A 23,909-nucleotide genomic window follows, 5' to 3' on the forward strand; every position below is an offset into this window, starting at 1 on the left:
GCGTGCTCAGTCCTTGTGGACGGTGCCGTCGGGGTCCAGGCCCCGGAACGACAGGAAGACGATCAGGATGCCGCCGCAGACGATCGCCGAGTCGGCGAGGTTGAAGACGGCGAAGTGCGCGGGGGCGATGAAGTCCACGACCGCGCCCTCGAAGACTCCCGGGGAGCGGAAGATGCGGTCCGTGAGGTTGCCGAGCGCACCGCCGAGCAGCAGTCCGAGCGCGATCGCCCAGGGCAGGCTGTAGAGCTTCCGCGCCAGCCGGATGATCACGACGATCACGGCGGCCGCGATGCAGGTGAAGATGATCGTGAAGGCCTCGCCCATGCCGAACGCGGCACCCGGGTTCCGGATGGCGTCGAGCCGCAGCAGGTCGCCGACCAGCTCGATCGGCTCGTGGCCCTCCAGCTTGGCGACCACGAGCATCTTGCTGCCGAGGTCGAGCAGGTAGGCGAGCACGGCCACGACGAAGAGGGCGACGATCCGGCGCCTGCCCCTCGGCCGCTCCTCGGGAGCGGCCGTGCCGTCGGGAGCGGCCGTGCCGTCGTCGGGGACGGCCGTCTCGTCGGCCCCTGCTGAATCCGGCGTACCGATGATGCGCTCCGCCTCTGCCACGTGAGTGAGTCCCTCGACCTCGATGCCTGACCGTGCACCGAGACTACGGCACAGGCGTACGAGACCGGCAGCCGAGATCGTCAGCCGCGCCGCTCCTGTCGCTGTTTGTCCTCGACGCAGAGCGTGGCCCGCGGGAAGGCCTGCATCCGCGCCTTGCCGATCGGCTTGCCGCACACCTCGCAGAGGCCGTACGTGCCCGCGTCGAGCCGCTCCAGGGCGTGCTCGCTCTGCTCCAGCATCTCCCGGGCGTTCGCCGCCAGCGCCAGCTCGTGCTCGCGCGTGATGTTCTTGGTGCCGGTGTCGGCCTGGTCGTCCCCGGCGCCGTCGCCGGAGTCCCGCATCAGACCGGTCAGCTCCTCCTGGGAGTGGACGAGCTCGCTGCGCAGCCGCAGCACCTCCGCCTGGAGGCCGCTGCGGGCCTCGGCGACCTCCTCCGGCGTCCACGGGTCCTCGCCGGGACGCACCGCGAGCTCACCGGCGCGCGCGGGGGGTACCGCGGCCCCGTCCCCGACGGTCGTGACGCCACCCGCGGTCTTCTTCGCTGCCACCGTCCTGGCTCCTGTCTGCTTCTTCGCGGCGGGCGCCTTCCTGGCGGCCGCCTTCCTCGCCACGGCCTTCCTGGCCGGCGTCCTCGGGGCGGAGGCCGCACCGGCCTCCTCCGCGACGGCGTCCTCCGGGGCCGCGTCCCCGGCGGCCGCCGTCCGGGCGGCGGCCTTTCCGGCGGGCGCCTTCTTCGCGGCCGCCTTCCCGGCCGGGGCCGTCTTCTTCGCGACCGTCCTCTTGGCCGCCGTCTTCTTCGCGGCCGTCTTCTTCGCGGCCGCGACCGGCTTCCCGTCGACCGCCGACTTCTTGCCGGACACGTCCTTGGCGCCCTCGGCCGAACCGGTGGAACCGGCGACCGAGGTCTTCTTCGCGGCGGTCTTCTTCGCCACCATGTCGCGGCCCCTTCACATTTTGTGATCTTGCTCGCGAATCGTGCTGGGACGATAAATCGGCCCAAGGCCCGCGGCAACGGGGCACGCCGCCGTTCCCACCCGCCCCCGCTCCCCTCGGGGCGGGCCTGCCTCCGTTGTGCCCAGCTCCCCGCCCGGTTATCCGTCCCTCCACTCCCCCACATGGCCCCACACGAAGTCGGACACGGCCCGTGTGGCCATTCGGGTCACGCGAAAACCGGTCTGCCGCCGCCCCCGGCGGCCCGTACACTGGCGGAAGCGAAAGGCTTGGATGGGGACGAGTAGCGTCGCAAGCAGCCATGAGCGACCCGGGGACGGTGAGAGCCCGGGGGCGAGCCCGATGTGAAGCATCACCCCGGAGCCGTCGGAAGAAAGCCGCACGACAGCGCGGCGACTAGACCCGGCAGCGCGACCCCAATGAGGGGGCTCAGGGCGTCCGCCCGGGGCCAAGGAGGGTGGTACCGCGGGAGCAGTGCTCTCGTCCCTCCGGACGGAACGAGGAACATCCGCCGGAGGAAGATCGATGTCTTCGCAGTACCGCCAGGTACCCGCCCAGGTAGACCTGTCCGCGCTCGAGCACGCCGTGCTCGACTTCTGGCGCGACAACAAGGTCTTCGCCAAGACCCTGGAGCAGTCCGAGGGACGCCCCGAGTGGGTGTTCTACGAGGGCCCGCCGACCGCCAACGGCATGCCCGGCGCCCACCACATCGAGGCCCGCGTCTTCAAGGACGTGTTCCCCCGCTTCCGGACCATGCGCGGCTACCACGTCGCCCGCAAGGCCGGCTGGGACTGCCACGGCCTGCCCGTCGAGCTCGCCGTCGAGAAGGAGCTCGGCTTCTCCGGCAAGAAGGACATCGAGGCGTACGGCATCGCCGAGTTCAACGAGAAGTGCCGCGAGTCCGTGACCCGGCACACCGACGCCTTCGCCGAGCTCACGACCCGCATGGGCTACTGGGTCGACCTCGACGACGCGTACCGGACCATGGACCCCTCGTACATCGAGTCGGTCTGGTGGTCCCTCAAGCAGATCTTCGACAAGGACCTCCTGGTCCAGGACCACCGCGTCGCCCCCTGGTGCCCCCGCTGCGGCACCGGCCTCTCCGACCACGAGCTGGCGCAGGGCTACGAGACGGTCGTCGACCCCTCCGTGTACGTGCGCTTCCCGCTCACGTCCGGCCCGCTCGCGGGCAAGGCGGCGCTCCTCGTCTGGACGACGACCCCCTGGACCCTGGTGTCCAACACGGCCGTCGCCGCCCACCCCGAGGTGACCTACGTGGTCGCCACCGACGGCGACGAGCGCGTCGTCGTCGCCCAGCCGCTGGTCGAGAAGGCGCTCGGCGAGGGCTGGGTCACCACGGGCGAGTCCTTCACGGGCGCGGAGATGGAGCGCTGGACGTACCAGCGCCCCTTCGAGCTCGTCGACTTCCCGGCCGAGGCGCACTACGTCGTCAACGCCGAGTACGTCACCACCGAGGACGGCACGGGTCTGGTCCACCAGTCCCCCGCCTTCGGTGAGGACGACCTCAAGGTCTGCAAGGCGTACGGCCTGCCGGTCGTGAACCCGGTCCGCCCCGACGGCACCTTCGAGGAGGACGTGCCGCTGGTCGGCGGCGTCTTCTTCAAGAAGGCCGACGAGGCGCTCACCGCCGACCTGGACGCGCGCGGCCTGCTCTTCCGGCACATCGCGTACGAGCACAGCTACCCGCACTGCTGGCGCTGCCACACGGCCCTGCTCTACTACGCGCAGCCGTCCTGGTACATCCGTACGACCGCGGTCAAGGACCGCATGCTCGCGGAGAACGAGCGGACCAACTGGTTCCCGGAGTCCGTCAAGCATGGCCGCTTCGGCGACTGGCTGACGAACAACGTCGACTGGGCGCTCTCCCGCAACCGCTACTGGGGCACCCCGCTGCCGATCTGGCGCTGCGAGGACGACCACCTGACCTGCGTGGGCTCCCGCGCGGAGCTCACCGAGCTGACGGGCACCGACCAGTCGGAGCTCGACCCGCACCGCCCGTTCATCGACGCGGTCACCTTCCCGTGCCCCACGTGCGCGAAGACCGCCACCCGCGTGCCGGAGGTCATCGACGCCTGGTACGACTCGGGTTCGATGCCGTTCGCGCAGTACGGCTACCCGTACCAGAACAAGGAACTGTTCGAGTCCCGCTACCCGGCGCAGTTCATCAGCGAGGCCATCGACCAGACCCGCGGCTGGTTCTACACGCTGATGGCCGTCGGCACCCTCGTCTTCGACAAGTCGTCCTACGAGAACGTGGTCTGCCTGGGCCACATCCTCGCCGAGGACGGCCGCAAGATGTCCAAGCACCTGGGCAACATCCTCCAGCCGATCCCGCTCATGGACCAGCACGGCGCCGACGCCGTCCGCTGGTTCATGGCGGCCGGCGGCTCGCCGTGGGCGGCTCGCCGCGTCGGCCACGGCACCATCCAGGAGGTCGTGCGCAAGACCCTCCTCACGTACTGGAACACGGTCGCCTTCCAGGCGCTGTACGCCCGTACGTCCGGCTGGGCGCCGTCCGCGGCCGACCCGGCGCCGGCCGACCGCACGGTCCTCGACCGCTGGCTGCTGTCCGAGCTGAACACGCTGGTCGCCGAGACGACCGAGGCGATGGAGACGTACGACACCCAGCGCACCGGCAAGCTCATCTCGGCCTTCGTCGACGACCTCTCCAACTGGTACGTGCGCCGCTCCCGCCGCCGCTTCTGGCAGGGCGACGCCTCCGCGCTGCGCACGCTCCACGACGTCGTCGAGACGGTCACCCGCCTGATGGCCCCGCTGACCCCGTTCATCACCGAGCGGGTCTGGCAGGACCTCGTCGTGCCGGTGACGCCGGACGCCCCGGAGTCCGTCCACCTCTCCACCTGGCCCGAGGCGGACGCCTCGCTGATCGACGGCACCCTCTCCGAGCAGATGCTCCTGGTGCGCCGCCTGGTCGAGCTGGGCCGGGCGACGCGGGCCGAGTCGGGCGTGAAGACCCGTCAGCCGCTGTCCCGTGCGCTGGTCGCGGCGACGGGCTTCGCGGCCCTGTCGCCGGAGCTCCGGGCGCAGATCACGGAGGAGCTGAACGTCTCCTCCCTCGCCTCCCTGTCGGAGGTGGGCGGTTCGCTCGTCGACACCACCGCGAAGGCGAACTTCCGGGCCCTGGGCAAGCGCTTCGGCAAGGGCGTCCAGGACGTGGCGAAGGCGGTGGCGGCGGCCGACGCCGCGGCCCTCTCGCTGGCCCTCCGCTCGGGCGAGGCGACCCTCTCGGTGAACGGCGAGGAGATCACCGTCACCCCCGAGGAGATCATCATCACGGAGACCCCCCGTGAGGGCTGGTCGGTCGCCTCCGACGCGGGTGCCACGGTCGCCCTGGACCTGGAGATCACCCCGGAGCTCCGGCGCGCGGGCCTGGCCCGTGACGCGATCCGCCTGATCCAGGAGGCCCGCAAGAACAGCGGCCTGGACGTGGCGGACCGCATCGCGCTGCGGTGGACGTCCACGTCCCCGGAGACGACGGACGCGCTGACGGCGCACGCGGAGCTGATCGCGGACGAGGTGCTGTCCACGGACTACGCGGAGGGCGGGGCCGACGACACGTACGGCACGCCGTTCGAAGACGAGACCCTCCCTCTCACCTTCCGCCTCCGCAAGGCGTAACCCCCTCCCGAAGGGCCCGGCACCGACCCCGGGCGCCGGGCCCTTCGCCCTACCCACCCCGTCGTGGTCGCCGCCCCACCGCGTTGTGGTCGTCGCCCACCCCCGTTGTGGGCAGGCGTTCCGCCGGGGCGGTACCCACCCTCACGGACGGCTCCCACCCCGTTGTGGGCATGCGTTCCGCCAGGGCGGAACGGGTGGGCACAACGGAACGGCGCCCCGTGCCGGGCCTAGGCTTCCGCGCCCTGACCCGCACCAGATGCGCGCCGTCGCTGGTGGTGCGGGTCCAGGCACAGGGAGCGGAGGCGCCGCGAAGGGCGCCGTCCCGTGTGCCCACCCGTCCCGCCCAGCGGGACGATTGCCCACACGGGCAGCGGGCGAAGGGCACACGCAACGGTGGGCGCGGGCACACGCGGAGGCGCGGGCACACGCGACGGTGGGCGCGGGCACACGCGGGGGCGCAGGCACGCGGCGGGGCCAGCGCACCGCCCGGGGCAGGCCAGGCCCGCACGGGCCCGGGCCGCGGACCACACGTCGGGGCAACGCCCAGCGCGGGCGCGGACCACACGTCGGGGCGTCACCCAGCGCGGGCGCGGGGCCGGGGCGCTGCCCCGGGTGGCGGGGGTACGCCGAAGGGCCGGTTCCCCAGGGGGAACCGGCCCTTCAAGGCCTGCCGACGGCTACGTGCTCAGCACGCGTGCGACCGCCGCCTCAGTTGTCGTCCTCGTCGATCAGGAAGCCCCGCATCGGCGCCGGCGCCTGCTGCATCGGCTGCGGTGCCTGCGGCCGGACCGGAGCCATCGGCTGGGTCATCGCCGGGGACATCTGCTGCTGGCCGCCGTAGGACGGGGCGCCACCCATGGACGGCGCACCACCCATCGCGCCGTTGCCGCCGTAGGACGGCGCGCTCGCGCCCGCCGAGGCCATGGACGGGGCCGGCGGCAGGGAGGCCGCGGCCGGGGTGCGCGGCGGGGCCAGCGAGTCGTCCGCCTGGGTCTCCAGCTGACGCAGCTGGGACTCCAGGTAGGACTTCAGACGCGTGCGGTACTCGCGCTCGAAGCCGCGCAGGTCCTCGACCTTGCGCTCCAGCGTGGCGCGGGCGGACTCCAGGGAGCCCATCGCGACGCGGTGCTTCTCCTGCGCGTCCCGCTCAAGAGCGTCGGCCTTGGCGCGGGCGTCCCGCTCCAGGCCCTCGGCGCGGGAACGCGCCTCGCCGACGATCTTGTTGGCCTCGGAGCGCGCCTCGGCGATCGCCTGGTCGGCGGTCTGCTGGGCGAGCGAGAGGACACGCGCGGCACTGTCGCCACCGGGGCCCTGCTGCGGCTGCTGCTGCATCTGCGGCTGCATCTGCTGCTGCGGGTGACCCATGGGGCCGCCCTGCATCGGGCCGGGACCCATCGGGCCGCCCTGCATGGGGCCACCCTGCATCGGGCCGGGGCCCATGGGCCCGCCCTGCATGGGGCCGCCCTGCATGGGGCCGGGGGGAAGCGCGGGGGCACCGGACGGAAGCTGCGGCGGACCCATCTGCGGCTGCTGCTGCTGGGCCGGCGGTCCGGATATGGCGGCGGGCACGGGCGCGCCGGGACCGACGGGACGATCCTGCGGCTCCGGGGGCTTGCGCATGCCCTGCTGCTGCTGGTTCTGCGCGGCGGCACGCGTCGCGGCGGCCAGCTTGGCGCGCAGGTCCTCGTTCTCGCGGAGCAGGCGGGTCAGTTCGGCTTCGACCTCGTCGAGGAAGGCATCGACCTCGTCCTCGTCATAGCCTTCTCGAAGGCGGACGGTCGTGAACTGCTTGTTCCGCACGTCCTCGGGGGTCAGCGGCATCTCTTCTTCACCTCTACGTAGTCGTCGGCAGTCGGCAAGACCGTATCGTCCACTTGTTCCTCCACCATCACCTCGCGAAGCTGCTCACGATGGAGATCAGGATGTAGACGATGATCATCAGAACGAAGAAGGACAGGTCGAGTGCCACGCCCCCGAGACGCAGCGGCGGGATGAGTCGCCGCAGAAGCTTGAGCGGTGGATCGGTGACAGTGTAGGTGGCCTCAAGGACGACCACCATCGCCTTACCGGGTTGCCATGAACGGGCGAACTGGAAGACGTAGTCCATGACAAGCCGGACGATCAGGAGGACGAGGAAGCACATCAGCACGATGTAGACCACCTGTAGTGCGACGCCCATCCCGCGTTTCCCTCTCCCCTGGCTTTCGTGCTCTCGCTTGTCCGGTCGCCTCGCGACCGGTCCGTCCGGTTCTCGTGTTCTCAGCTCTGGTTGAAGAATCCGCCCTCTGCGATCCGGGCCTTGTCCTCCGCCGTGACATCGACGTTAGCAGGCGACAACAGGAACACCTTCTGCGTCACGCGCTCAATGCTGCCATGGAGCCCGAAGACGAGTCCGGCGGCAAAGTCGACAAGTCGCTTCGCGTCCGTGTCGTCCATCTCCGTGAGGTTCATGATCACCGGGGTGCCCTCACGGAAGTGTTCCCCGATGGTACGGGCCTCGTTGTAGGTCCGCGGGTGCAGCGTGGTGATGCGGTACGGCTCCCGCTCGGACACGACCTTGGGCATGATCACCGGTGCGTTCTTCTCCAGGCTCGGGCGTTCGGGTGTGATGGATGCCACGGGGGCAATTCGGGCCGGACGTCCGCTTTCGGCGAGTACCGGGACAGAATGAGCGATCGGTTCCCGCTGGGCCGGCGGCTGCACCACGCGTACCGGCTCCTCGCGTTCCACCTGTCGCGGGGGGGTGTGGCGCCGGTCGCGCTCGGGTTCCGGCTCCAGCTCGGGTTCGAAGTCGTCGTCGGGGTCGAAGCCCCGGCCGTCGTACCCATCGTCCTCCACGAGGCCGAGGTAGACCGCCATCTTGCGCATCGCGCCGGCCATGCTCTGAGTCCTCCGCTCTGTGGTGGATCGGCCTTGTCACCAAGCTCCGGCGATCCACGAGCCACCCCGCCGTTCTGCGGAATGACCATATTTTCTGCTGTGGTCCGACTTGCTTCGCGACGTTACCCGAGCTTCGGGCGCACACCGAGTACCGCCGTACCGACGCGTACGTGTGTCGCCCCGGCCGCGACGGCCTCCTCGAGGTCCGCACTCATCCCTGCTGACACCATGTTCGCAGCCGGACGGGTCGCGCGCAGGGCAGTCGACAAATCCATCAGCCGGTCGAAGGCGGCGCGTTGCCGTCCGGCGTACTCCCCGGCGAGCGGGGCGACGGTCATCAGTCCGTCGATCCGCAGTCCGGGCGCGGCGTCCACGGCCGCGGCCAACTCCTCGATCCCGTCCGGTGCCACGCCGCCGCGGTCGCCCCGCTCGCCGGACTCGGCGTCGAGCGCGACCTGGATCAGACAGCCGAGCTCGCGGCCCTCCTTCTCCGCGGCCGCGGAGAGGGCGGAAACGAGCTTCAAGCGGTCGACGGACTGCACCACACCGGCATAACCCACCACAGATCTGACCTTGTTGGTCTGCAACTGGCCCACGAAGTGCCAGGTCAGGTCGAGGTCGGCGCAGGCGGCCGCCTTGGGGGCGGCGTCCTGGTCCCGGTTCTCGGCGACGTGCCGCACCCCGAGCTCGTGCAGGAGTCTGACGTCGCTCGCGGGGTAGGTCTTGGTGACCACGATCAGGGTCACCTCCTCCCGCTCGCGCCCGGCGGCGGCGCACGCGGCGGCGATGCGCTCCTCCACCCGGGCCAGGTTCGCGGCGAGTTCCGACTTGCGGTCCGTCATCAGCTCTTTCCTGCCAACCAGACATATCCCGCGAGTCGCCCCGTGGTGCGATCCCGGCGGTACGAGTAGTGGTCGCGCGATTCCAGGGTGCAGACCCCGGCGTCCACGATGTCCCGGACCCCGAGCCGCTCCAACTGCGCGCGCACTCCGGCGGCGACGTCGACGGCGGGGGTGCCCCAGGAGGTCTCGGCGTGCGCGGCCGGTTCGACGGCCGCGACCTCGGCGCGCATCGCCTCCGGCACCTCGTAGCACCGGCCGCAGACGGCGGGGCCGGTGCGGGCGGTGATCCGGGCGGGGTCGGCGCCGAGCTTCACCATCGCGCCGACGGCGGCGGGGACGACTCCGGCGATCATGCCGGGCCGTCCCGCGTGGGCGGCCGAGGCGACTCCGGCGACGGGGTCGGCGAGGAGGACGGGGACGCAGTCCGCGGTGAGGACGGCGAGGGCGAGTCCGGGCCGGGCGGTGACGATCGCGTCGACGGACGGGATCTCCCCGTCCCCCCACGGTCCGTCGACCTCGGCGACACCGGCACCGTGGACCTGGTTCATCCAGACCACCCGCGCCGGGTCGAGCCCGAGGGACCCGGCGGCCGCCGCCCGGTTGGCGAGGACGGCCGCGGGATCGTCCCCGACCGCTCCGCCGAGGTTGAGCTCCTCGTACGGAACGGCGCTCACTCCGCCCCACCGGTCGGTGAAGGCGAAGTGCGCGCCGTTCGCGTCGAAGCGCTGTCCTATCACTTCAGGAAGTCCGGGACGTCCAGCTCCTCGGCCTGGCTGTCCGCGTACGGACGGGCCGGCGGGACGACCGGCTGGGCGGGCGTCAGCGGGGCCTCGTTGACGGCCGGGGCGGGCTCGACCGGGAGGGAGACCGGCTCCTCGCGCGGGGCGACGGTGCCGATGCCGCCCAGCGGGCGGGCGCTCTCGGTGACGCGGGGCGCCGGGGCCGGCTCCTCGCGCTTGGCCGAGACCGAGCCGATGATGTTGTCCCGGCGGGCCGGCGGCTGGCCGCCGTCGAAGCCGGCCGCGATGACGGTGACCCGGACCTCGTCGCCGAGGGCGTCGTCGATGACGGCGCCGAAGATGATGTTGGCCTCGGGGTGGGCCGCCTCGCTGACCAGCTGCGCGGCCTCGTTGATCTCGAAGAGACCGAGGTCGCTGCCGCCGGAGATGGAGAGCAGCACGCCGCGGGCGCCGTCGATCGAGGCCTCCAGGAGCGGCGAGGAGATCGCCATCTCGGCCGCCGCGACCGCGCGGTCGTCGCCGCGGGCGGAGCCGATGCCCATGAGCGCCGAACCGGCCTCGGACATGACCGACTTGACGTCGGCGAAGTCGAGGTTGATCAGACCCGGGGTGGTGATGAGGTCGGTGATGCCCTGGACACCGCTCAGGAGGACCTGGTCGGCCGACTTGAAGGCGTCGAGCACGGAGACCTGGCGGTCCGAGATCGACAGCAGTCGGTCGTTCGGGATGACGATGAGGGTGTCGACCTCTTCGCGGAGCTCGGCGATGCCGTCCTCCGCCTGGTTGGCGCGACGCCGGCCCTCGAAGGTGAACGGCCGGGTGACCACACCGATCGTGAGGGCGCCGAGCGAGCGCGCGATGTTGGCGACGACGGGCGCGCCGCCGGTGCCGGTGCCGCCGCCTTCTCCGGCGGTGACGAAGACCATGTCGGCCCCCTTGAGGACCTCCTCGATCTCCTCACGGTGGTCCTCTGCCGCCTTGCGACCGACGGCCGGGTTGGCCCCGGCCCCGAGGCCGCGGGTGAGTTCACGGCCGACGTCGAGCTTGACGTCGGCGTCGCTCATCAACAGCGCTTGCGCGTCGGTGTTGATCGCGATGAACTCGACGCCCTTGAGACCGACCTCGATCATTCGGTTGATGGCATTGACACCACCGCCGCCGACACCGATGACCTTGATGACTGCGAGGTAGTTCTGCGGTGCTGCCACGTCGAAGGCCTCTCGCCTCGAGTTACGTGTCGTCGCTGCGCGGTTGGTCGCGCCGCTCCGACGGATGCCGATTGGGACGGTCCGAAACGCCGACCCAAACCCTAACGTTGAAGTTTAGGGTTACCAGTGTCTCTGTTCGCTGGACTCTTCCGAACAGGACACTAAGTCGACAAGTGGCGCACGTTCAACGAACACGCCGAACCTCCCGTTTTTCTTTTCACCCTATGTGATCACCCGTAGCGCTGGCCAACCAGGGTGCTGGCCAGCGGAGATGCCCGTCAACTTCCGGACGAGGCGGGGGCCGTGGGGGCACTTACGTCGAAGTGCCCCGCTTTGGGGGTGGCCTTCATGAGGGCGGTGAGCACCCGGGCCTTGACCGGCCCGTGCTCACCACTGCCCCAGAAGACCGTTCGGCCCCGGGTCAGCTCCAGAGTGACGGAGTCGTACGAGGTGATGCGCACGACACGAGTGTCCCGGGCGATTTCCGCCGGGAGTTCACCCCTGACGCGCACCGCCTCCTGGAGCAGGCGGTCCGCGCCGAAGCGGCGGAGGCTCGGCGAGGAGGCGCTGTCGAGCACCAGCAGGGGGACGCCGCGGGGCGCGGTGTCGACGGTGGCGAACCGCAGCCCCGTCGCGTCCACTTCGGTGAACTTTCCGCCCTTTTCGACAAGGAGAACGGGCTTCCGTTCCGTCACTTTCAGCCCGATTCCGTGCGGCCATGACCGCACGACGTCGATCGACTCGATCCGCGGCAGCCTCTGCCGCAGCCGGGCCTCGATCGCGTCGGTGTCGACGGTGACGAGCGGGGCGCCCATCGGGACGGCGGCGACGGCCTCGACCTCGGTCGGCGTCAGCACCCGGGTGCCGGAAGTCTTCACACGTTCCACACGGAACCAGGTCGAGCCGTAGAGCGCCCAGACCCCGCCGGCCACGAGCGCGACGAGGCCGAGCGTCACGAGGAGCACCCGTGGGGCGGGCACCCGGAACCGAGGGTTCCGGGTGCCGGAGCCGGACGACCGCTCCGACGACCCCTTCGGCTTTCTGGTACCGCTCTTCTCCGCGGTCGTCGGTCCGGCTGTCACCTGGCGTCTCCCTAGTCCCCCGCTACGCCTGCCGGCGGGCGGCGATCGCCTCGTACACCATGCCGACGAGCAGGTCGTCGGCGTCCCGGCGGCCGAACTCGGCGGCGGAGCGGGACATCTCGTACAGCCGGTGCGGATCGGCCAGTACGGGCAGGACGTTGCCCTGCACCCACTGCGGCGTCAGCTCCGCGTCGTCGACGAGGAGTCCGCCGCCGGCCTTCACCACCGGCTGGGCGTTGAGCCGCTGTTCGCCGTTGCCGATGGGCAGCGGGACATACGCGGCGGGCAGCCCGACGGCGGAGAGCTCGGCGACGGTCATGGCGCCCGCGCGGCAGAGCATCATGTCGGCGGCGGCGTACGCGAGATCCATGCGGTCCACGTACGGTACCGGCACGTACGGCGGCATACCGGGCATGTTGTCGACACGCGGCATCTCGTTCTTCGGGCCGACCGCGTGCAGGATCTGGATGCCGGAGCGCTGGAGCACCGGGGCGATCTGCTGGATCACCTCGTTGAGCCGCCGGGCGCCCTGGGAGCCGCCCGAGACGAGCAGGGTCGGCAGGTTCGGGTCCAGGCCGAAGGCGGCGCGCGCCTCGGGCCGCACCCGCGCCCGGTCGAGGGTCGCGATCGTGTACCGCAGCGGGATGCCGATGTACCGGGCGTTGCGGAGCTTGCTGTCCGGGGTGGCGACGGCGACCCCGGCCGCGTACCGCGAACCGATCTTGTTGGCCAGGCCGGGCCGCGCGTTGGCCTCGTGGACCACGATGGGCACCCCGAGGCGCTTGGCCGCGAGATAGCCGGGCAGGGCCACGTAACCGCCGAAGCCGACCACGCAGTCCGCCTTGGTGCGCTCCAGGACCTGCTCGGCCGCCTTGATCGTGCCGCGCAGCCGTCCGGGGACGGTGATCAGCTCGGGGGTGGGCTTGCGGGGCAGCGGTACGGCGGGGATGAGCGCCAACTCGTAGCCCCGCTCGGGCACGAGCCGGGTCTCCAGACCCTTCTCCGTGCCGAGCGCCGTGATCCCCACGCTGGGGTCCTGCCTGCGCAGGGCGTCCGCGAGGGCCAGCGCGGGCTCGATGTGGCCGGCGGTCCCCCCGCCGGCGAGTACGACATGCACCGAAATTCACCGCTCTCCGGACGGGCGCTTCTTGACGCGCCGTCGCATCGACTTCCATCTCTTCCCGGCCCGCTTGCCCCAGCCGGGGCGGCGCATGGCCAGGGCCGCTTTCGCGGCGGGTTCCTGTCGCGCGAAGGCGATGAGGAGCCCGACGGCGAACATGGTCGGCAGCAGGGCCGACCCTCCGTAGGAGAACAGCGGGAGCGGGACACCGGCGATCGGCAGCAGGCCGAGCACCGCACCGATGTTGATCACGGCCTGAGCCGTGATCCAGGTGGTCACACCTCCCGCGGCGAACCTCACGAAGGGGTCCTCCGTGCCTCCGGCCACGCGGATACCCGCATAGCCTAGAGCCGCGAACAGGGCGAGTACCGACAGCGTCCCCGCGAGACCCAGTTCCTCACCGGTGACCGCGAAGATGAAGTCGGTGTGCGCCTCGGGCAGTTGGCCCCATTTCTCGACGCTCGCACCGAGTCCGGAACCGAACCATCCGCCCGAGGCCAGAGCATAGATTCCGTGCGCGGCCTGCAGGCAGGGGGCTCCCTCGCCGCCGGGGTCGGTCGCGCCGATGCAGTCGAAGCGCTTCATCCGGTTCGCGCTCGTCTTGATGAGCAGCACACCGATCGCGCCTGCCACCGTGAGCACGCCGACGAAGAGCCGGGTGGGCGCGCCGGCCGTCCACAGCAGGCCGAAGAGGATGGCCGCCAGGATGATCGAGGTGCCCATGTCGCCGCCGAGCATGATCAGTCCGAGCAGCATGAAGGCGCCCGGGACCAGCGGCACCAGCATGTGCTTCCACTGGGTCAGCAGCCGCATGTCCTGCTTGCGCGCGAGCAGGTCGGCCCCCCACAGGATCAGCGCCAGTTTGCCGAACTCGCTGGGCTGGAGCTGGAAGGGGCCGCCGAGGGAGATCCAGTTCTGGTTGCCGTTGACCGCGTGCCCTATCCCGGGGATCTGTACGAGGACCATCAGGAAGACCGCGCCGACCAGGATCGGGTAGGCGAGCGCGCGGTGCAGCTTGACGGGCATCCGGGAGGCGACCAGGAGCAGTCCGGTGCCGAGGAGGGCGGCGAAGAACTGCTTCCGGAAGAAGTACGAGGGCACCAGGTCGTAGCGGAGCGCCGTGATCATCGAGGCGGAGTAGACCATCACGAGGCCGAGCGCGGTGATGAGCAGCCCCGCGCCGATGATCACGTAGTACGCCGTGAGGGGCCTGTCCCAGGCCTTGCGGAGCCGCTCGTACATCCCCCGTACGCCGCCGCCGCGCGCCCGCCGCGGGGTCGCGGGGGCCCGCCCTCCGCCGCGTGCGGCGGAGGGCCGGCGTGTCCCGGCGATCTTGCTCGGCATGGTCGCTGTCCCCTCCAGTCGTGCCCGGTCCGGCCGGACCCTCCCGCTGGTCGGGTCAGGCGTCCCCGGTGGCGGCGAGGGCGCGGACGGCGTCCGCGAAGGCCTCGCCCCGCTTGTTGTAGTTGGTGAACATGTCCATCGAGGCGCAGGCCGGGGCGAGCAGGACCGTGTCCCCGGGGCGGGCGAGCCGGGCCGCCTCGCGGACCGCCTCGGACATCGCCCCAGTGTCGGTCCGGTCGAGGTCCACCACCGGGACCTCCGGGGCGTGTCGCGCCAGGGCTTCGCGGATCAGGGCGCGGTCGGCGCCGATCAGGACGGCTCCGCGCAGGTGCTTCGCCGACCTCTGGACGAGCTCGTCGAAGGTCGCGCCCTTGGCGAGGCCGCCGGCGATCCAGACGATCGGGTCGTAGGCGGCCAACGAGGCCTCGGCGGCGTGGGTGTTGGTGGCCTTGGAGTCGTCGACGTACGTGACTCCCTGGATCTCCTCGACCAGTTCGATGCGGTGCGGGTCGGGGCGGAAGGCCTTGAGGCCGTCCCGTACGGCCTTCGCCTCGACGCCGAAGGCGCGCGCGAGGGCGGCGGCGGCGAGGGCGTTGGCGATGTTGTGCGGGGCCGGGGGCTGGACGTCGGCGACCTCGGCCAGCTCCTGGGCGTTCTTCTGCCGGTTCTCGACGAAGGCCCGGTCGACGAGGATGCCCTCGACGACGCCGAGCTGGGAGGGGCCGGGGGTGCCGAGGGTGAAGCCGATGGCGCGGCAGCCCTCCTCGACGTCGGCCTCGCGCACCAGGTCCTCGGTGGCCTTGTCCGCGACGTTGTAGACGCAGGCGACCCGGTTGCCCTCGTAGATCCGGCCCTTGTCGGCGGCGTACGCCTCCATGGTGCCGTGCCAGTCGAGGTGGTCGGGCGCCAGGTTGAGTACGGCGGCCGAGTGGGCGCGGACGGACGGCGCCCAGTGCAGCTGGTAGCTGGAGAGCTCGACGGCGAGCACGTCGTACTCCTCCTCGCCGAGGACGGCGTCGAGGAGCGAGACGCCGATGTTCCCGACGGCGGCGGTCCGCAGTCCGGCCGCCTCCAGGATCGAGGCGAGCATCCGCACGGTCGTGGTCTTGCCGTTGGTGCCGGTGACCGCGAGCCAGGGGGCGGCGTCCGGGCCGCGGAGCCGCCAGGCCAGCTCGACGTCGCCCCAGACCTCCACGCCCGCCTCGGCGGCCGCCGCGAAGAGAGGCTTGTCGGGCCTCCAGCCGGGGGTGGTGACGATCAGCTCGGTGCCGGTCGGCAGGGTCGCCCCGTCGCCGAGGCGGACGGTGATGCCCTCCGCCTCCAGTGCGGCGGCCTGCGCCCGGGAGCGCTCGTCGTCGCCGTCGTTGACGACGGTCACGAGCGCGCCGCGGGCGTGCAGGACGCGGGCGGCCGGGATTCCGGAGACGCCGAGCCCCGCGACGGTGACGTGCTTGCCGTTCCAGTCGAGCTGTTCTGTCACTTGTCCGCTGCCCATCCCGCGTAGAAGAGGCCCAGGCCCACGATCACGCACATGCCCTGGATGATCCAGAACCGGACGACGACCAGGACCTCGGACCACCCCTTGAGTTCGAAGTGGTGCTGGAGGGGTGCCATCCGGAAGACGCGCTTGCCGGTCATCTTGAACGAGCCGACCTGGATGACCACGGACATCGTGATCAGGACGAACAGGCCGCCGAGCAGGGCCAGCAGGAGCTCCGTACGGGAGCAGATGGCGAGACCGGCGAGGGCGCCGCCGAGGGCGAGCGAGCCGGTGTCACCCATGAAGATCTTGGCGGGCGAGGTGTTCCACCACAGGAAGCCGAAGCAGGCGCCCATCAGCGCGGAGGCCACGACCGCGAGGTCGAGCGGGTCGCGGACCTCGAAGCAGGCGTTGGGGTTCGTCAGCGTCACCGCGTTGGCACAGGACTCCTGGAACTGCCAGAGCCCGATGAAGGTGTACGCGCCGAAGACCATCACCGAGGCGCCGGTGGCCAGACCGTCCAGACCGTCCGTCAGGTTCACGCCGTTGGACATGGCCAGGATCATGAAGAGCGCCCAGACCACGAAGAGCACCGGGCCGATGGCCCAGCCGAAGTCCGTGATGAAGGAGAGCTTCGTGGACGCCGGGGTGAGCCCGCGCAGGTCCGCGAACTGCAGCGAGAGCACGGCGAAGGCGATGCCGACGATCAGCTGGCCGGCCATCTTCGCCTTGGCCCGCAGCCCCAGCGAACGCTGCTTGACGATCTTGATGTAGTCGTCGAGGAAGCCGACGAGGCCCATGCCCGCCATGAGGAACAGCACCAGGACGCCCGAGTACGTCGGGTCCTCACCGGTGATGACCTTGGCCAGCGCGTACGCGATGAGCGTGGCCAGGATGAAGGAGATGCCGCCCATGGTGGGCGTGCCCTTCTTCCCGGCGTGACCGCGCGGGCCGTCGTCCCGGATGAACTGCCCGTACCCCTTGCGCGCAAGGAGCTTGATCAGCAGCGGCGTGCCGATCAGGGTCAGGAAGAGCCCGATGGCCCCCGCGAAGAGGATCTGCCTCATCGGCCGGTGACCTCGCCCTCGGTGTCGAGGAGCGCCAGCGCGACCTTTTCGAGACCGACCGACCTGGAAGCCTTCACAAGGACGACATCCCCCGGGCGCAGCTCACTGCGCAACAGGTCGACAGCCGCCTGCGCGTCGGACACGTGCACCGACTCCTCACCCCACGAACCCTCGTTATATGCGCCCAGTTGCAGCCAGGACGCTTCCCTGTCCCCGACCGCCACGAGCTTGCTGACGTTGAGCCGGACGGCGAGCCGTCCGACCGCGTCGTGCTCGACGAGCGATGCGTCACCGAGCTCGGCCATCTTGCCGAGCACCGCCCACGTACGAGCCCCTCGGGCCTGTGCGGCCCTGCCCATGGCCGCGAGCGCGCGCAGGGCGGCTCGCATGGACTCGGGGTTCGCGTTGTAGGCGTCGTTGACGATCGTCACGCCGTCCGGACGCTCGGTGACCTCCATGCGCCAGCGCGAAAGGGTGCCCGCCTCGGAGAGCGCGGTGGCGATCTCTTCGACAGGCATGCCCAGCTCGTGCGCGACGGCGGCCGCTGCGAGCGCGTTCGACACGTGGTGCTCACCGTACAGGCGCAAGGTCACGTCACTGCACCCGGTGGGTGTGTGAAGCCTGAAAGAAGGCTGTCCGTTCTCTGTGAGGTGGACGTTCTCGGCCCGTACGGCCGCTTCGTCCGCTTCGCCGAACAGGGTCACGCGGGCCTTGGTGCGGCTCGCCATCGCACGGACGAGGGGGTCGTCGGCGTTGAGGACCGCGATTCCGCCGTCCTCGGCGGACGGCAGGGCCTCGACGAGCTCGCCCTTCGCCACGGCGATCTGCTCCCGGCCGCCGAACTCGCCGATGTGGGCGGTGCCCACGTTGAGGACGAGGCCGATGCGGGGCGGGGTGAGGCCGGTGAGGTAGCGGATGTGTCCGATGCCGCGGGCGCCCATCTCCAGGACCAGGTGCCGGGTCTCGTCGCTCGCGCGGAGCGCCGTGAGCGGCAGGCCGATCTCGTTGTTGAGCGAACCGGGCGTCCACACGGTGGGCGCGTGCCGTTCGAGGACCTGGGCGATCAGATCCTTGGTGGAGGTCTTGCCGGCCGAGCCGGTGAGGGCGACGACATCGGTGCCGAGCCGTTCCACGACCGCGCGGGCGAGGGCCCCCAGCGCGGTCTGGACGTCGTCGACGACGAGGGCGGGGACGCCGACGGGGCGGGCGGCGAGCACGGCCACCGCTCCCGCCGCGACGGCGCGCTCCGCGTAGTCGTGGCCGTCGACGTGCTCACCGGCGAAGGCCGCGAAGAGGCTGCCGGCCCGCACCTCGCGGGAGTCGATGACGACGGGGCCGGTGATCCGGGCGGCCGGATCCGGTATGTCGTGCGCCTGCCCGCCGACGATTTCGGCGATCTCGGCGAGGGAGAGGGCGATCACTGCTTCATCCCTGACTGTTCTCGTGACGGTGTGCGTCCTGCTGGTTCTGCTGGCTGAGAATCGCCTCGCGCAGGACCTGACGGTCGTCGAAGGGGCGTACGACCCCGGCGATCTCCTGGCCCTGCTCGTGGCCCTTGCCGGCGACCAGGACGGTGTCGCCGGGCCGCGCGCGGGCGACGGCCGCGGCGATCGCCGCGGCCCGGTCGGGCTCGACCAGGACGTCGCCGCGCTCCCCCGCCGGCACCTCGGCGGCACCGGCGAGCAGGGCGCTGAGGATCACCAGGGGGTCCTCGGAGCGGGGGTTGTCGGAGGTCAGGACGGCGGTGTCGGCGAGCCGGGCGGCGGCTGCGCCCATCGGGCCGCGCTTGGTGGTGTCCCGGTCGCCTCCGCAGCCGATGACCACGTGCAGCCGGCCCTCGGTGACCTCGCGCAGGGAGCGCAGGACCGATTCGACGGCGTCCGTCTTGTGCGCGTAGTCGACGACCGCGAGGTACGGCTGGCCGGCGTCGACCCGCTCCAGGCGGCCCGGGACGCCGGGAACGGCGGCGACGCCCTCGGCGGCGGCCTTGGGGTCCAGGCCGGCGGCGGCGAGGGTGGCGATCGCGGCGAGGGTGTTGGCGACGTTGAACGGGCCGGGCAGCGGGGCGGTGGCGGGGATCCGCGCGCCCTCGGGGCCGACGGCGGTGAACGTCGAGTCGTGGGAGCCGAGGACGAGGTCCTCGGCGCGCCAGTCGGCCTCGGCGCGGCCCTCGGCGGAGAAGGTGACGACCGGGACGGTCGCCTCCGCGGCGAGCCTGCGGCCGTACGCGTCGTCGAGGTTCACCACGCCCAGGCGGCTGCGCTGGGGCGTGAACAGCCCGGCCTTGGCCTGGAAGTAGTCCTCCATGTCGGAGTGGAACTCCATGTGCTCCGGGCTGAGGTTGTTGAAGACGGCGACGTCGAAGACGCAGCCGTCGACCCGGCCGAGCACGAGGGCGTGGCTGGACACCTCCATGGCGACGGCCTCGACGCCCCGCTCGCGCATGACGGCGAAGAGCGCCTGGAGGTCGGTGGCCTCGGGGGTGGTGCGCTCGGACTTGATGCGTTCGTCGCCGATCCGCATCTCGACGGTGCCGACGAGGCCGGTCCGCCGTCCGGAGCCGCGCAGGCCCTCCCGTCGCCCACCACCACCCTTGGCCGACAGCGCTGCGCGCAGGCCCCCCTCTACGAGGTACGCCGTGGTGGTCTTGCCGGAGGTGCCGGTGATGCCGATCTGGAGGAGGTCCTCGCCGGGCCGGCCGTAGATCGCGGCCGCGAGTTCGCCCATCCGGCCGCGCGGGTTCTCCACGGCGAGGACCGGGAGGCCGGTCGCGGCGGCGCGCTCGGCGCCCGCCGGGTCGGTGAGGATCGCGACGGCGCCGAGTCCGGCGGCCTGGGCGACGAAGTCGGCTCCGTGGGTGCGGGCGCCGGGCAGGGCCGCGTACAGGTCCCCGGGGCGCACGGCCCGCGAGTCGTGCGTGATCCCCGAGATCTCGGCGGTCCCGGAGACATCGGCCCCGAGCTGCGCGGCCAGGTCGCCCAGGGGTGTCGGGCGGGCCTGTTCCGGCCGGGGTGGGGTGTTTCGGTACTGATCAGCGTGTGGCACGGCGGTGAGCGTACCGGGCGCACCCTGTGCGGGGCCAAAAGAGCCCGGGGCCTCGCCGGAGTTCGATTTCCGGTTCCCGGAATGGGGGGTGATCGTTGTCACTGGTGCTCCCGGAGTGTCACGGGGTGGGTTCGAAGGTGACCGGCAGTCGAGCGGGGTCGCTGCCCGTTGGCGCGACGTGGAGGGTCTTGAGGGCGAACTCCATGACCTTCTTGTAGATGGGTCCGCAGATCTGGCCACCGAAGTAGCTGCCCTTGGTCGGGTTCTGGATGGCGCAGTAGACGGTGATCTGCGGGTCGTCGGCGGGGGCGAACCCGGCGAAGGAGGCGGTGTAGCCCTTGTAGCGGCCGAGCTCGGGGTCGACGCGGTTGGCGGTGCCGGTCTTGCCCGCGACGCGGTAGCCGGGGATGGCGGCCTTGTTGCCGGTGCCCTCCCGGTCCTTGACGACGGACTCCAGCATCTGCGCGAGGGTCCTGGCGGTCTTCTCGCTGATCACCCGGGACTCCTTGGGCGCGGGGGCCGCGGCGAAGCGCCCGTCGGGCCCCTTGGTGCCGCGCACGAGGGTCGGCTCGATCCGTACGCCTCCGTTGGCGATGGTCGAGTACACGGAGGCGGCCTGCATCGCGCTGACGGAGAGGCCCTGCCCGAAGGGGATCGTGTACTGCTGCGAGGTGGACCAGTTCTGGGGCTTGGCGAGGATGCCGGGTGTCTCACCGGGGAAGTCCAGGCCGGTGGGGCTGCCGATGCCGAACTTGCGCAGGTAGGCGTGGAGGACCCGGTTGGCCTCCGCCTGGGTGTCGCCGAGCCGGCCGGTGGCGAGGATGGTGCCGATGTTGCTGGACTTGGCGAGGACGCCGTTGAGGGTCAGGTACCAGGTGATGTGGTCGATGTCGTCCTGGAAGAGCCGGTCGCCGCGGTGGAGCCGGTTGGGGACCGTGACGTGCGTGTCCGGGGCCGCCTTGCCCTCTTCCAGGACGGCGGCCATGGACATGACCTTGCTGGTGGAGCCGGGCTCGTAGGCGTCCTGGAGGGCGGCGTTGCCCATGGCGGCGGCGTTGGCGGCCGAGAGGTCGTTGGGGTCGAAGCCGGGGGCGTTGGCCATGGCGAGGACCTCGCCGGTCCTCGTGTTCTGCACGACGACGTAGCCGCGGTCGGCCCTGGACTTCTTCACCTGCTCGGTGATGGCCTGCTGGGCGGCCCACTGGATGTCCCGGTCGATGGTCAGCTCGATGTCGGAGCCGGGGACGGCGGGGGTGCCCTGGGAGCCCGCGGTGGGCACCTGGCGTCCGCCGGACTGGGTGAAGCGGATCTTGCCGTCCTTGCCGGCGAGCTCCGGGTCGAGCATGGACTCCACGCCGCCGGCGCCCTTGCCCTCGGCGTTGACGTAGCCCAGTATCCCGGCGGCGAGCTCGCCGTTCGGGTACACGCGCTTGGTGCTGGGCTCGCTGAGGATGCCGCCGAGGAGGTTGACCCCGTTGCCGCCGACGGCCTGGGCCTTCTGCCCGTAGACCCGCTTGAGGTCCTTGATCTGGTTCCAGACCTGCGGGGTCTGCTTGCGGGCGAGCAGGGTGTAGCGGGACTTCGGGGTGCGGAGCTTCTTCGCCAGCTCGGCGGGCTCCTTGCCGAGGATCGGGGCGAGGAGCGCGGCCGCCTGCTCGGGGGCGTCGGTGGTCTTCGACTCCTCGCGGGTGAAGAGCTTGGGGTCCGCGGTGATGTCGTACGCGTCGACGCTCGCGGCGAGCGCGATGCCGTTGCGGTCGGTGATCTCGCCGCGCTCCGCGGAGAGCGTGTACTCCTGGAAGCGGTACTTGTCGGCCTTGGCCGCGTACGCACTGGCGTCGACCGCCTGGACCTGGAGCAGCCGGACCACGAAGACCAGCATGACGAGGGTCAGGCCCAGGGAGATCAGACGCAGCCGGGGCCGGGGGCTGCCGAGCCGGATGGTGCGGGACTGCCGGGCCGGGGGCCGCCTCCCCGCCGGGCGGGGGGCGGGCCGGGACGGGCGGGCTCCGGACGCACGGGCTCCGGCGGAGGCGGGCCGGGGGCGCGCGGGCCGGGCGGGTCCGGGGACGCGGCGGCGCGGGGGCTCCTTGGGGGGCACTGCGGTCACCTGCCGGGTCGTGTCGGTACGGGTTCCTGGACGGGGTCCTGCACGGTCTGACGCGCGTCCGGCCCCGGCTCCGTCCGTGTCCGGCCGGTGCCGGTGGGGCCCGGGAGGGCGGGGCCGGCGCCGGTGGGCAGGGTGTCGGCCGGACTCGTGCCGGTGTCCGCCGTCGCTCCCGCGGTGCCGGCCGGGCCGGCGCCGGTGGGCAGGGTGTCGGCCGGACTCGTGCCGGTGTCCGCCGTCGCTCCCGCGATGCCGGCCGGGCCGTCGAACGTACGGGGGCCCGTCGAGGTGCCGGTCCGGGTGGCGGGCGTGGTCGCGGACGTCGCCGGCGGCTTCTGGACGGGCGGCTTCGGCTTGGGCCTCGGGGGTGGCTTCGGCGCTTCCGCGACCGAGGGCTCGCCCAGGACCTTGCCCTCCGGGGCGAGGAAGGCGGGGCTGCCGCCGGGGACCATGCCGAGCTCGCGGGCCCGCCGCTCCAGGGCGTCGGGGGCCGCGTAGTCGTCGACGTCCCGCTGGAGCGCCTGCTCCTCGTCGGTGAGCTCGGTGGTCTTGTCCTTGAGCTCGTTCAGCTTGAAGGAGCCCTGGTTGAGGGCCGAGTTCAGCAGGAGCAGGGTGATCAGCCCGCCGCCGAGGAGGACGAAGACGAGCAGGACGAAGGGGGTGCGGGCGGCCGAGCTGGGCCCGGACGGCATGAGCCGTCCGAGTCGCGCGGCCCGCCCTTTGAGGGGCCCCTTCGCCGTGCTCACAGGACGTCTTCCCGGATGCGCTCGACGCCCCGGAGCCGGGCCGGGGCGGCGCGCCGGTTCTCGGCGACCTCCTCCTCGGTGGGCAGTTCGGCGCCTCGGGTGAGCAGCTTCAGGCGGGGCTGGTACTTCTCGGGGACGACCGGAAGGCCGGGCGGGGCGGTGGTCGCCGCGCCGGCCGCGAAGACGCCCTTGACGATCCGGTCCTCCAGGGACTGGTACGAGAGGACGACGACCCGGCCGCCGACGGCGAGGGCCTTCACGGCCGCCGGGATGGCCTTCTCGACGCTGTCGAGCTCGCGGTTGACCTCGATGCGCAGGGCCTGGAAGGTGCGCTTGGCCGGGTTGCCGCCGGTGCGCTTGGCGGCCTGGGGCAGGGCGTCGCGGATGAGGTCGACGAGCCGGGCGCTGTCGGTGAAGGGCTCCTTGGCGCGCTCGCGCACGATCGCGGAGACGATCCGCTTGGCCTGCTTCTCCTCGCCGTACGCGCGCAGGATCCGGACCAGCTCGCCCGGCGGGTAGGTGTTGAGGACCTCGGCGGCGCTGATGCCGGTCGTCTGGTCCATGCGCATGTCGAGCGGGGCGTCCTGGGCGTAGGCGAAGCCGCGGTCGGCCTCGTCCAGCTGCATGGAGGAGACGCCGAGGTCGAAGAGGACGCCGTCCACCGCGGGGATGCCGAGCCGGTCGAGGACCTCGGGCAGCTCGTCGTACACGGCGTGGACGAGAGTGGCCCGGTCCCCGTACGGGGCGAGCCGCTCGGCGGAGAGCCGCAGGGCCTCCTTGTCGCGGTCGAGGGCGATGAGCCGCGCCTCGGGGAACTGTTCGAGCAGGGCCTCGCTGTGGCCGCCGAGCCCCAGGGTGCAGTCGACGACGACCGCGCCGGGGCGCTGCAGGGCGGGGGCCAACATGTCCAGGCACCGCTGGAGCATCACCGGGACGTGTCGGTCGTTGCTCAAAGCGCCCTCTCAGATCCGGCGCGGAGGCACGTACCGCGGGATGGGGCCGAGCCGGAGGTACCGCCGCACACA

19 protein-coding genes are annotated in these 23,909 nt (G+C 71.7%); 1 reads left to right on the forward strand and 18 read right to left on the reverse strand.

Going from position 1 to position 23,909, the window contains the following annotated elements; genetic code table 11:
• Positions 1-6: 6 nt before the first annotated feature.
• Both lspA and ACN9MM_RS10855 read right to left on the reverse strand, forming a co-directional pair.
• Positions 7-612: a signal peptidase II gene (gene lspA / locus ACN9MM_RS10850; RefSeq protein WP_426363422.1), complete on the reverse strand. Its 606-nt coding sequence runs from the start codon at positions 610-612 to the stop codon at positions 7-9.
• 80 nt (positions 613-692) lie between these two features.
• Entirely contained in the window at positions 693-1,547 is an 855-nt protein-coding gene (locus ACN9MM_RS10855; RefSeq protein WP_426363423.1) for a TraR/DksA family transcriptional regulator, read from the reverse strand.
• Between the two features lie 541 nt (positions 1,548-2,088).
• Here ACN9MM_RS10855 and ileS point away from each other — a divergent pair.
• The gene (ileS, locus tag ACN9MM_RS10860; protein ID WP_426363424.1) at positions 2,089-5,223 is read left to right on the forward strand and encodes an isoleucine--tRNA ligase; all 3,135 of its coding nucleotides are present in this window, start codon (positions 2,089-2,091) and stop codon (positions 5,221-5,223) included.
• A gap of 708 nt (positions 5,224-5,931) precedes the next feature.
• Here the strand turns inward: ileS and ACN9MM_RS10865 are convergent.
• From ACN9MM_RS10865 to rsmH, 16 genes are all read right to left on the reverse strand, one after another.
• Entirely contained in the window at positions 5,932-7,044 is a 1,113-nt protein-coding gene (locus tag ACN9MM_RS10865) for a DivIVA domain-containing protein (RefSeq protein ID WP_426363425.1), read from the reverse strand.
• 67 nt (positions 7,045-7,111) lie between these two features.
• The gene (locus ACN9MM_RS10870) at positions 7,112-7,402 is read right to left on the reverse strand and encodes a YggT family protein (RefSeq protein WP_017238790.1); all 291 of its coding nucleotides are present in this window, start codon (positions 7,400-7,402) and stop codon (positions 7,112-7,114) included.
• Between the two features lie 80 nt (positions 7,403-7,482).
• Positions 7,483-8,103: a cell division protein SepF gene (locus tag ACN9MM_RS10875; RefSeq protein ID WP_426363426.1), complete on the reverse strand. Its 621-nt coding sequence runs from the start codon at positions 8,101-8,103 to the stop codon at positions 7,483-7,485.
• Between the two features lie 122 nt (positions 8,104-8,225).
• Positions 8,226-8,945 (reverse strand): YggS family pyridoxal phosphate-dependent enzyme, encoded by a 720-nt coding sequence (locus ACN9MM_RS10880; protein WP_382859227.1) that lies wholly within the window; start codon positions 8,943-8,945, stop codon positions 8,226-8,228.
• Entirely contained in the window at positions 8,945-9,682 is a 738-nt protein-coding gene (gene pgeF / locus ACN9MM_RS10885; protein WP_426363427.1) for a peptidoglycan editing factor PgeF, read from the reverse strand. The genes ACN9MM_RS10880 and pgeF overlap by 1 nt, the downstream gene beginning before the upstream one ends.
• Complete coding sequence (ftsZ, locus tag ACN9MM_RS10890) at positions 9,679-10,893, reverse strand: cell division protein FtsZ (protein ID WP_426363428.1); 1,215 nt, start codon at positions 10,891-10,893, stop codon at positions 9,679-9,681. Before ftsZ ends, pgeF begins: the two co-directional genes overlap by 4 nt.
• 278 nt (positions 10,894-11,171) lie before the next feature.
• Entirely contained in the window at positions 11,172-11,873 is a 702-nt protein-coding gene (locus tag ACN9MM_RS10895; RefSeq protein ID WP_426363429.1) for a cell division protein FtsQ/DivIB, read from the reverse strand.
• Positions 11,874-11,997: 124 nt separating this feature from the next.
• Positions 11,998-13,092 carry an undecaprenyldiphospho-muramoylpentapeptide beta-N-acetylglucosaminyltransferase gene (murG, locus tag ACN9MM_RS10900; RefSeq protein WP_376481608.1) on the reverse strand — a complete coding sequence of 365 codons (1,095 nt, stop codon included), beginning with the start codon at positions 13,090-13,092 and terminating at the stop codon, positions 11,998-12,000.
• Positions 13,093-13,098: 6 nt separating this feature from the next.
• Positions 13,099-14,439 carry a putative lipid II flippase FtsW gene (gene ftsW, locus ACN9MM_RS10905; RefSeq protein WP_426363430.1) on the reverse strand — a complete coding sequence of 447 codons (1,341 nt, stop codon included), beginning with the start codon at positions 14,437-14,439 and terminating at the stop codon, positions 13,099-13,101.
• 55 nt (positions 14,440-14,494) lie between these two features.
• Positions 14,495-15,934 carry a UDP-N-acetylmuramoyl-L-alanine--D-glutamate ligase gene (gene murD / locus ACN9MM_RS10910; RefSeq protein WP_426363431.1) on the reverse strand — a complete coding sequence of 480 codons (1,440 nt, stop codon included), beginning with the start codon at positions 15,932-15,934 and terminating at the stop codon, positions 14,495-14,497.
• On the reverse strand, positions 15,916-16,986 hold the full coding sequence (mraY, locus tag ACN9MM_RS10915) for a phospho-N-acetylmuramoyl-pentapeptide-transferase (RefSeq protein ID WP_116161474.1): 1,071 nt from the start codon (positions 16,984-16,986) through the stop codon (positions 15,916-15,918). Before mraY ends, murD begins: the two co-directional genes overlap by 19 nt.
• The gene (locus tag ACN9MM_RS10920; RefSeq protein WP_382859208.1) at positions 16,983-18,407 is read right to left on the reverse strand and encodes a UDP-N-acetylmuramoyl-tripeptide--D-alanyl-D-alanine ligase; all 1,425 of its coding nucleotides are present in this window, start codon (positions 18,405-18,407) and stop codon (positions 16,983-16,985) included. Before ACN9MM_RS10920 ends, mraY begins: the two co-directional genes overlap by 4 nt.
• A gap of 4 nt (positions 18,408-18,411) precedes the next feature.
• Complete coding sequence (locus tag ACN9MM_RS10925; protein ID WP_426363432.1) at positions 18,412-20,133, reverse strand: UDP-N-acetylmuramoyl-L-alanyl-D-glutamate--2,6-diaminopimelate ligase; 1,722 nt, start codon at positions 20,131-20,133, stop codon at positions 18,412-18,414.
• 16 nt (positions 20,134-20,149) lie between these two features.
• Positions 20,150-22,132, reverse strand: a complete 1,983-nt coding sequence (locus ACN9MM_RS10930; RefSeq protein ID WP_426368715.1) for a peptidoglycan D,D-transpeptidase FtsI family protein — start codon at positions 22,130-22,132, stop codon at positions 20,150-20,152.
• Between the two features lie 5 nt (positions 22,133-22,137).
• Positions 22,138-22,884: an FtsB family cell division protein gene (locus tag ACN9MM_RS10935; protein ID WP_426363433.1), complete on the reverse strand. Its 747-nt coding sequence runs from the start codon at positions 22,882-22,884 to the stop codon at positions 22,138-22,140.
• Positions 22,881-23,837 carry a 16S rRNA (cytosine(1402)-N(4))-methyltransferase RsmH gene (gene rsmH / locus ACN9MM_RS10940; RefSeq protein ID WP_426363435.1) on the reverse strand — a complete coding sequence of 319 codons (957 nt, stop codon included), beginning with the start codon at positions 23,835-23,837 and terminating at the stop codon, positions 22,881-22,883. The genes ACN9MM_RS10935 and rsmH overlap by 4 nt, the downstream gene beginning before the upstream one ends.
• Positions 23,838-23,909: the final 72 nt, after the last annotated feature.

This window comes from Streptomyces sp. E-08 (assembly GCF_049913095.1).
GTDB lineage: Bacteria > Actinomycetota > Actinomycetes > Streptomycetales > Streptomycetaceae > Streptomyces.

Excerpts from the sequence above, each read along its gene's own strand:
- ACN9MM_RS10855 (WP_426363423.1), bottom strand. The coding sequence starts at position 1,547 with ATGGTGGCGAAGAAGACCGCCGCGAAGAAGACCTCGGTCGCCGGTTCC.
- ileS (WP_426363424.1), top strand. The coding sequence starts at position 2,089 with ATGTCTTCGCAGTACCGCCAGGTACCCGCCCAGGTAGACCTGTCCGCG.
- ACN9MM_RS10865 (WP_426363425.1), bottom strand. The coding sequence starts at position 7,044 with ATGCCGCTGACCCCCGAGGACGTGCGGAACAAGCAGTTCACGACCGTC.
- ACN9MM_RS10870 (WP_017238790.1), bottom strand. The coding sequence starts at position 7,402 with ATGGGCGTCGCACTACAGGTGGTCTACATCGTGCTGATGTGCTTCCTC.
- ACN9MM_RS10875 (WP_426363426.1), bottom strand. The coding sequence starts at position 8,103 with ATGGCCGGCGCGATGCGCAAGATGGCGGTCTACCTCGGCCTCGTGGAG.
- ACN9MM_RS10880 (WP_382859227.1), bottom strand. The coding sequence starts at position 8,945 with ATGACGGACCGCAAGTCGGAACTCGCCGCGAACCTGGCCCGGGTGGAG.
- ftsW (WP_426363430.1), bottom strand. The coding sequence starts at position 14,439 with ATGCCGAGCAAGATCGCCGGGACACGCCGGCCCTCCGCCGCACGCGGC.
- murD (WP_426363431.1), bottom strand. The coding sequence starts at position 15,934 with ATGGGCAGCGGACAAGTGACAGAACAGCTCGACTGGAACGGCAAGCAC.
- mraY (WP_116161474.1), bottom strand. The coding sequence starts at position 16,986 with ATGAGGCAGATCCTCTTCGCGGGGGCCATCGGGCTCTTCCTGACCCTG.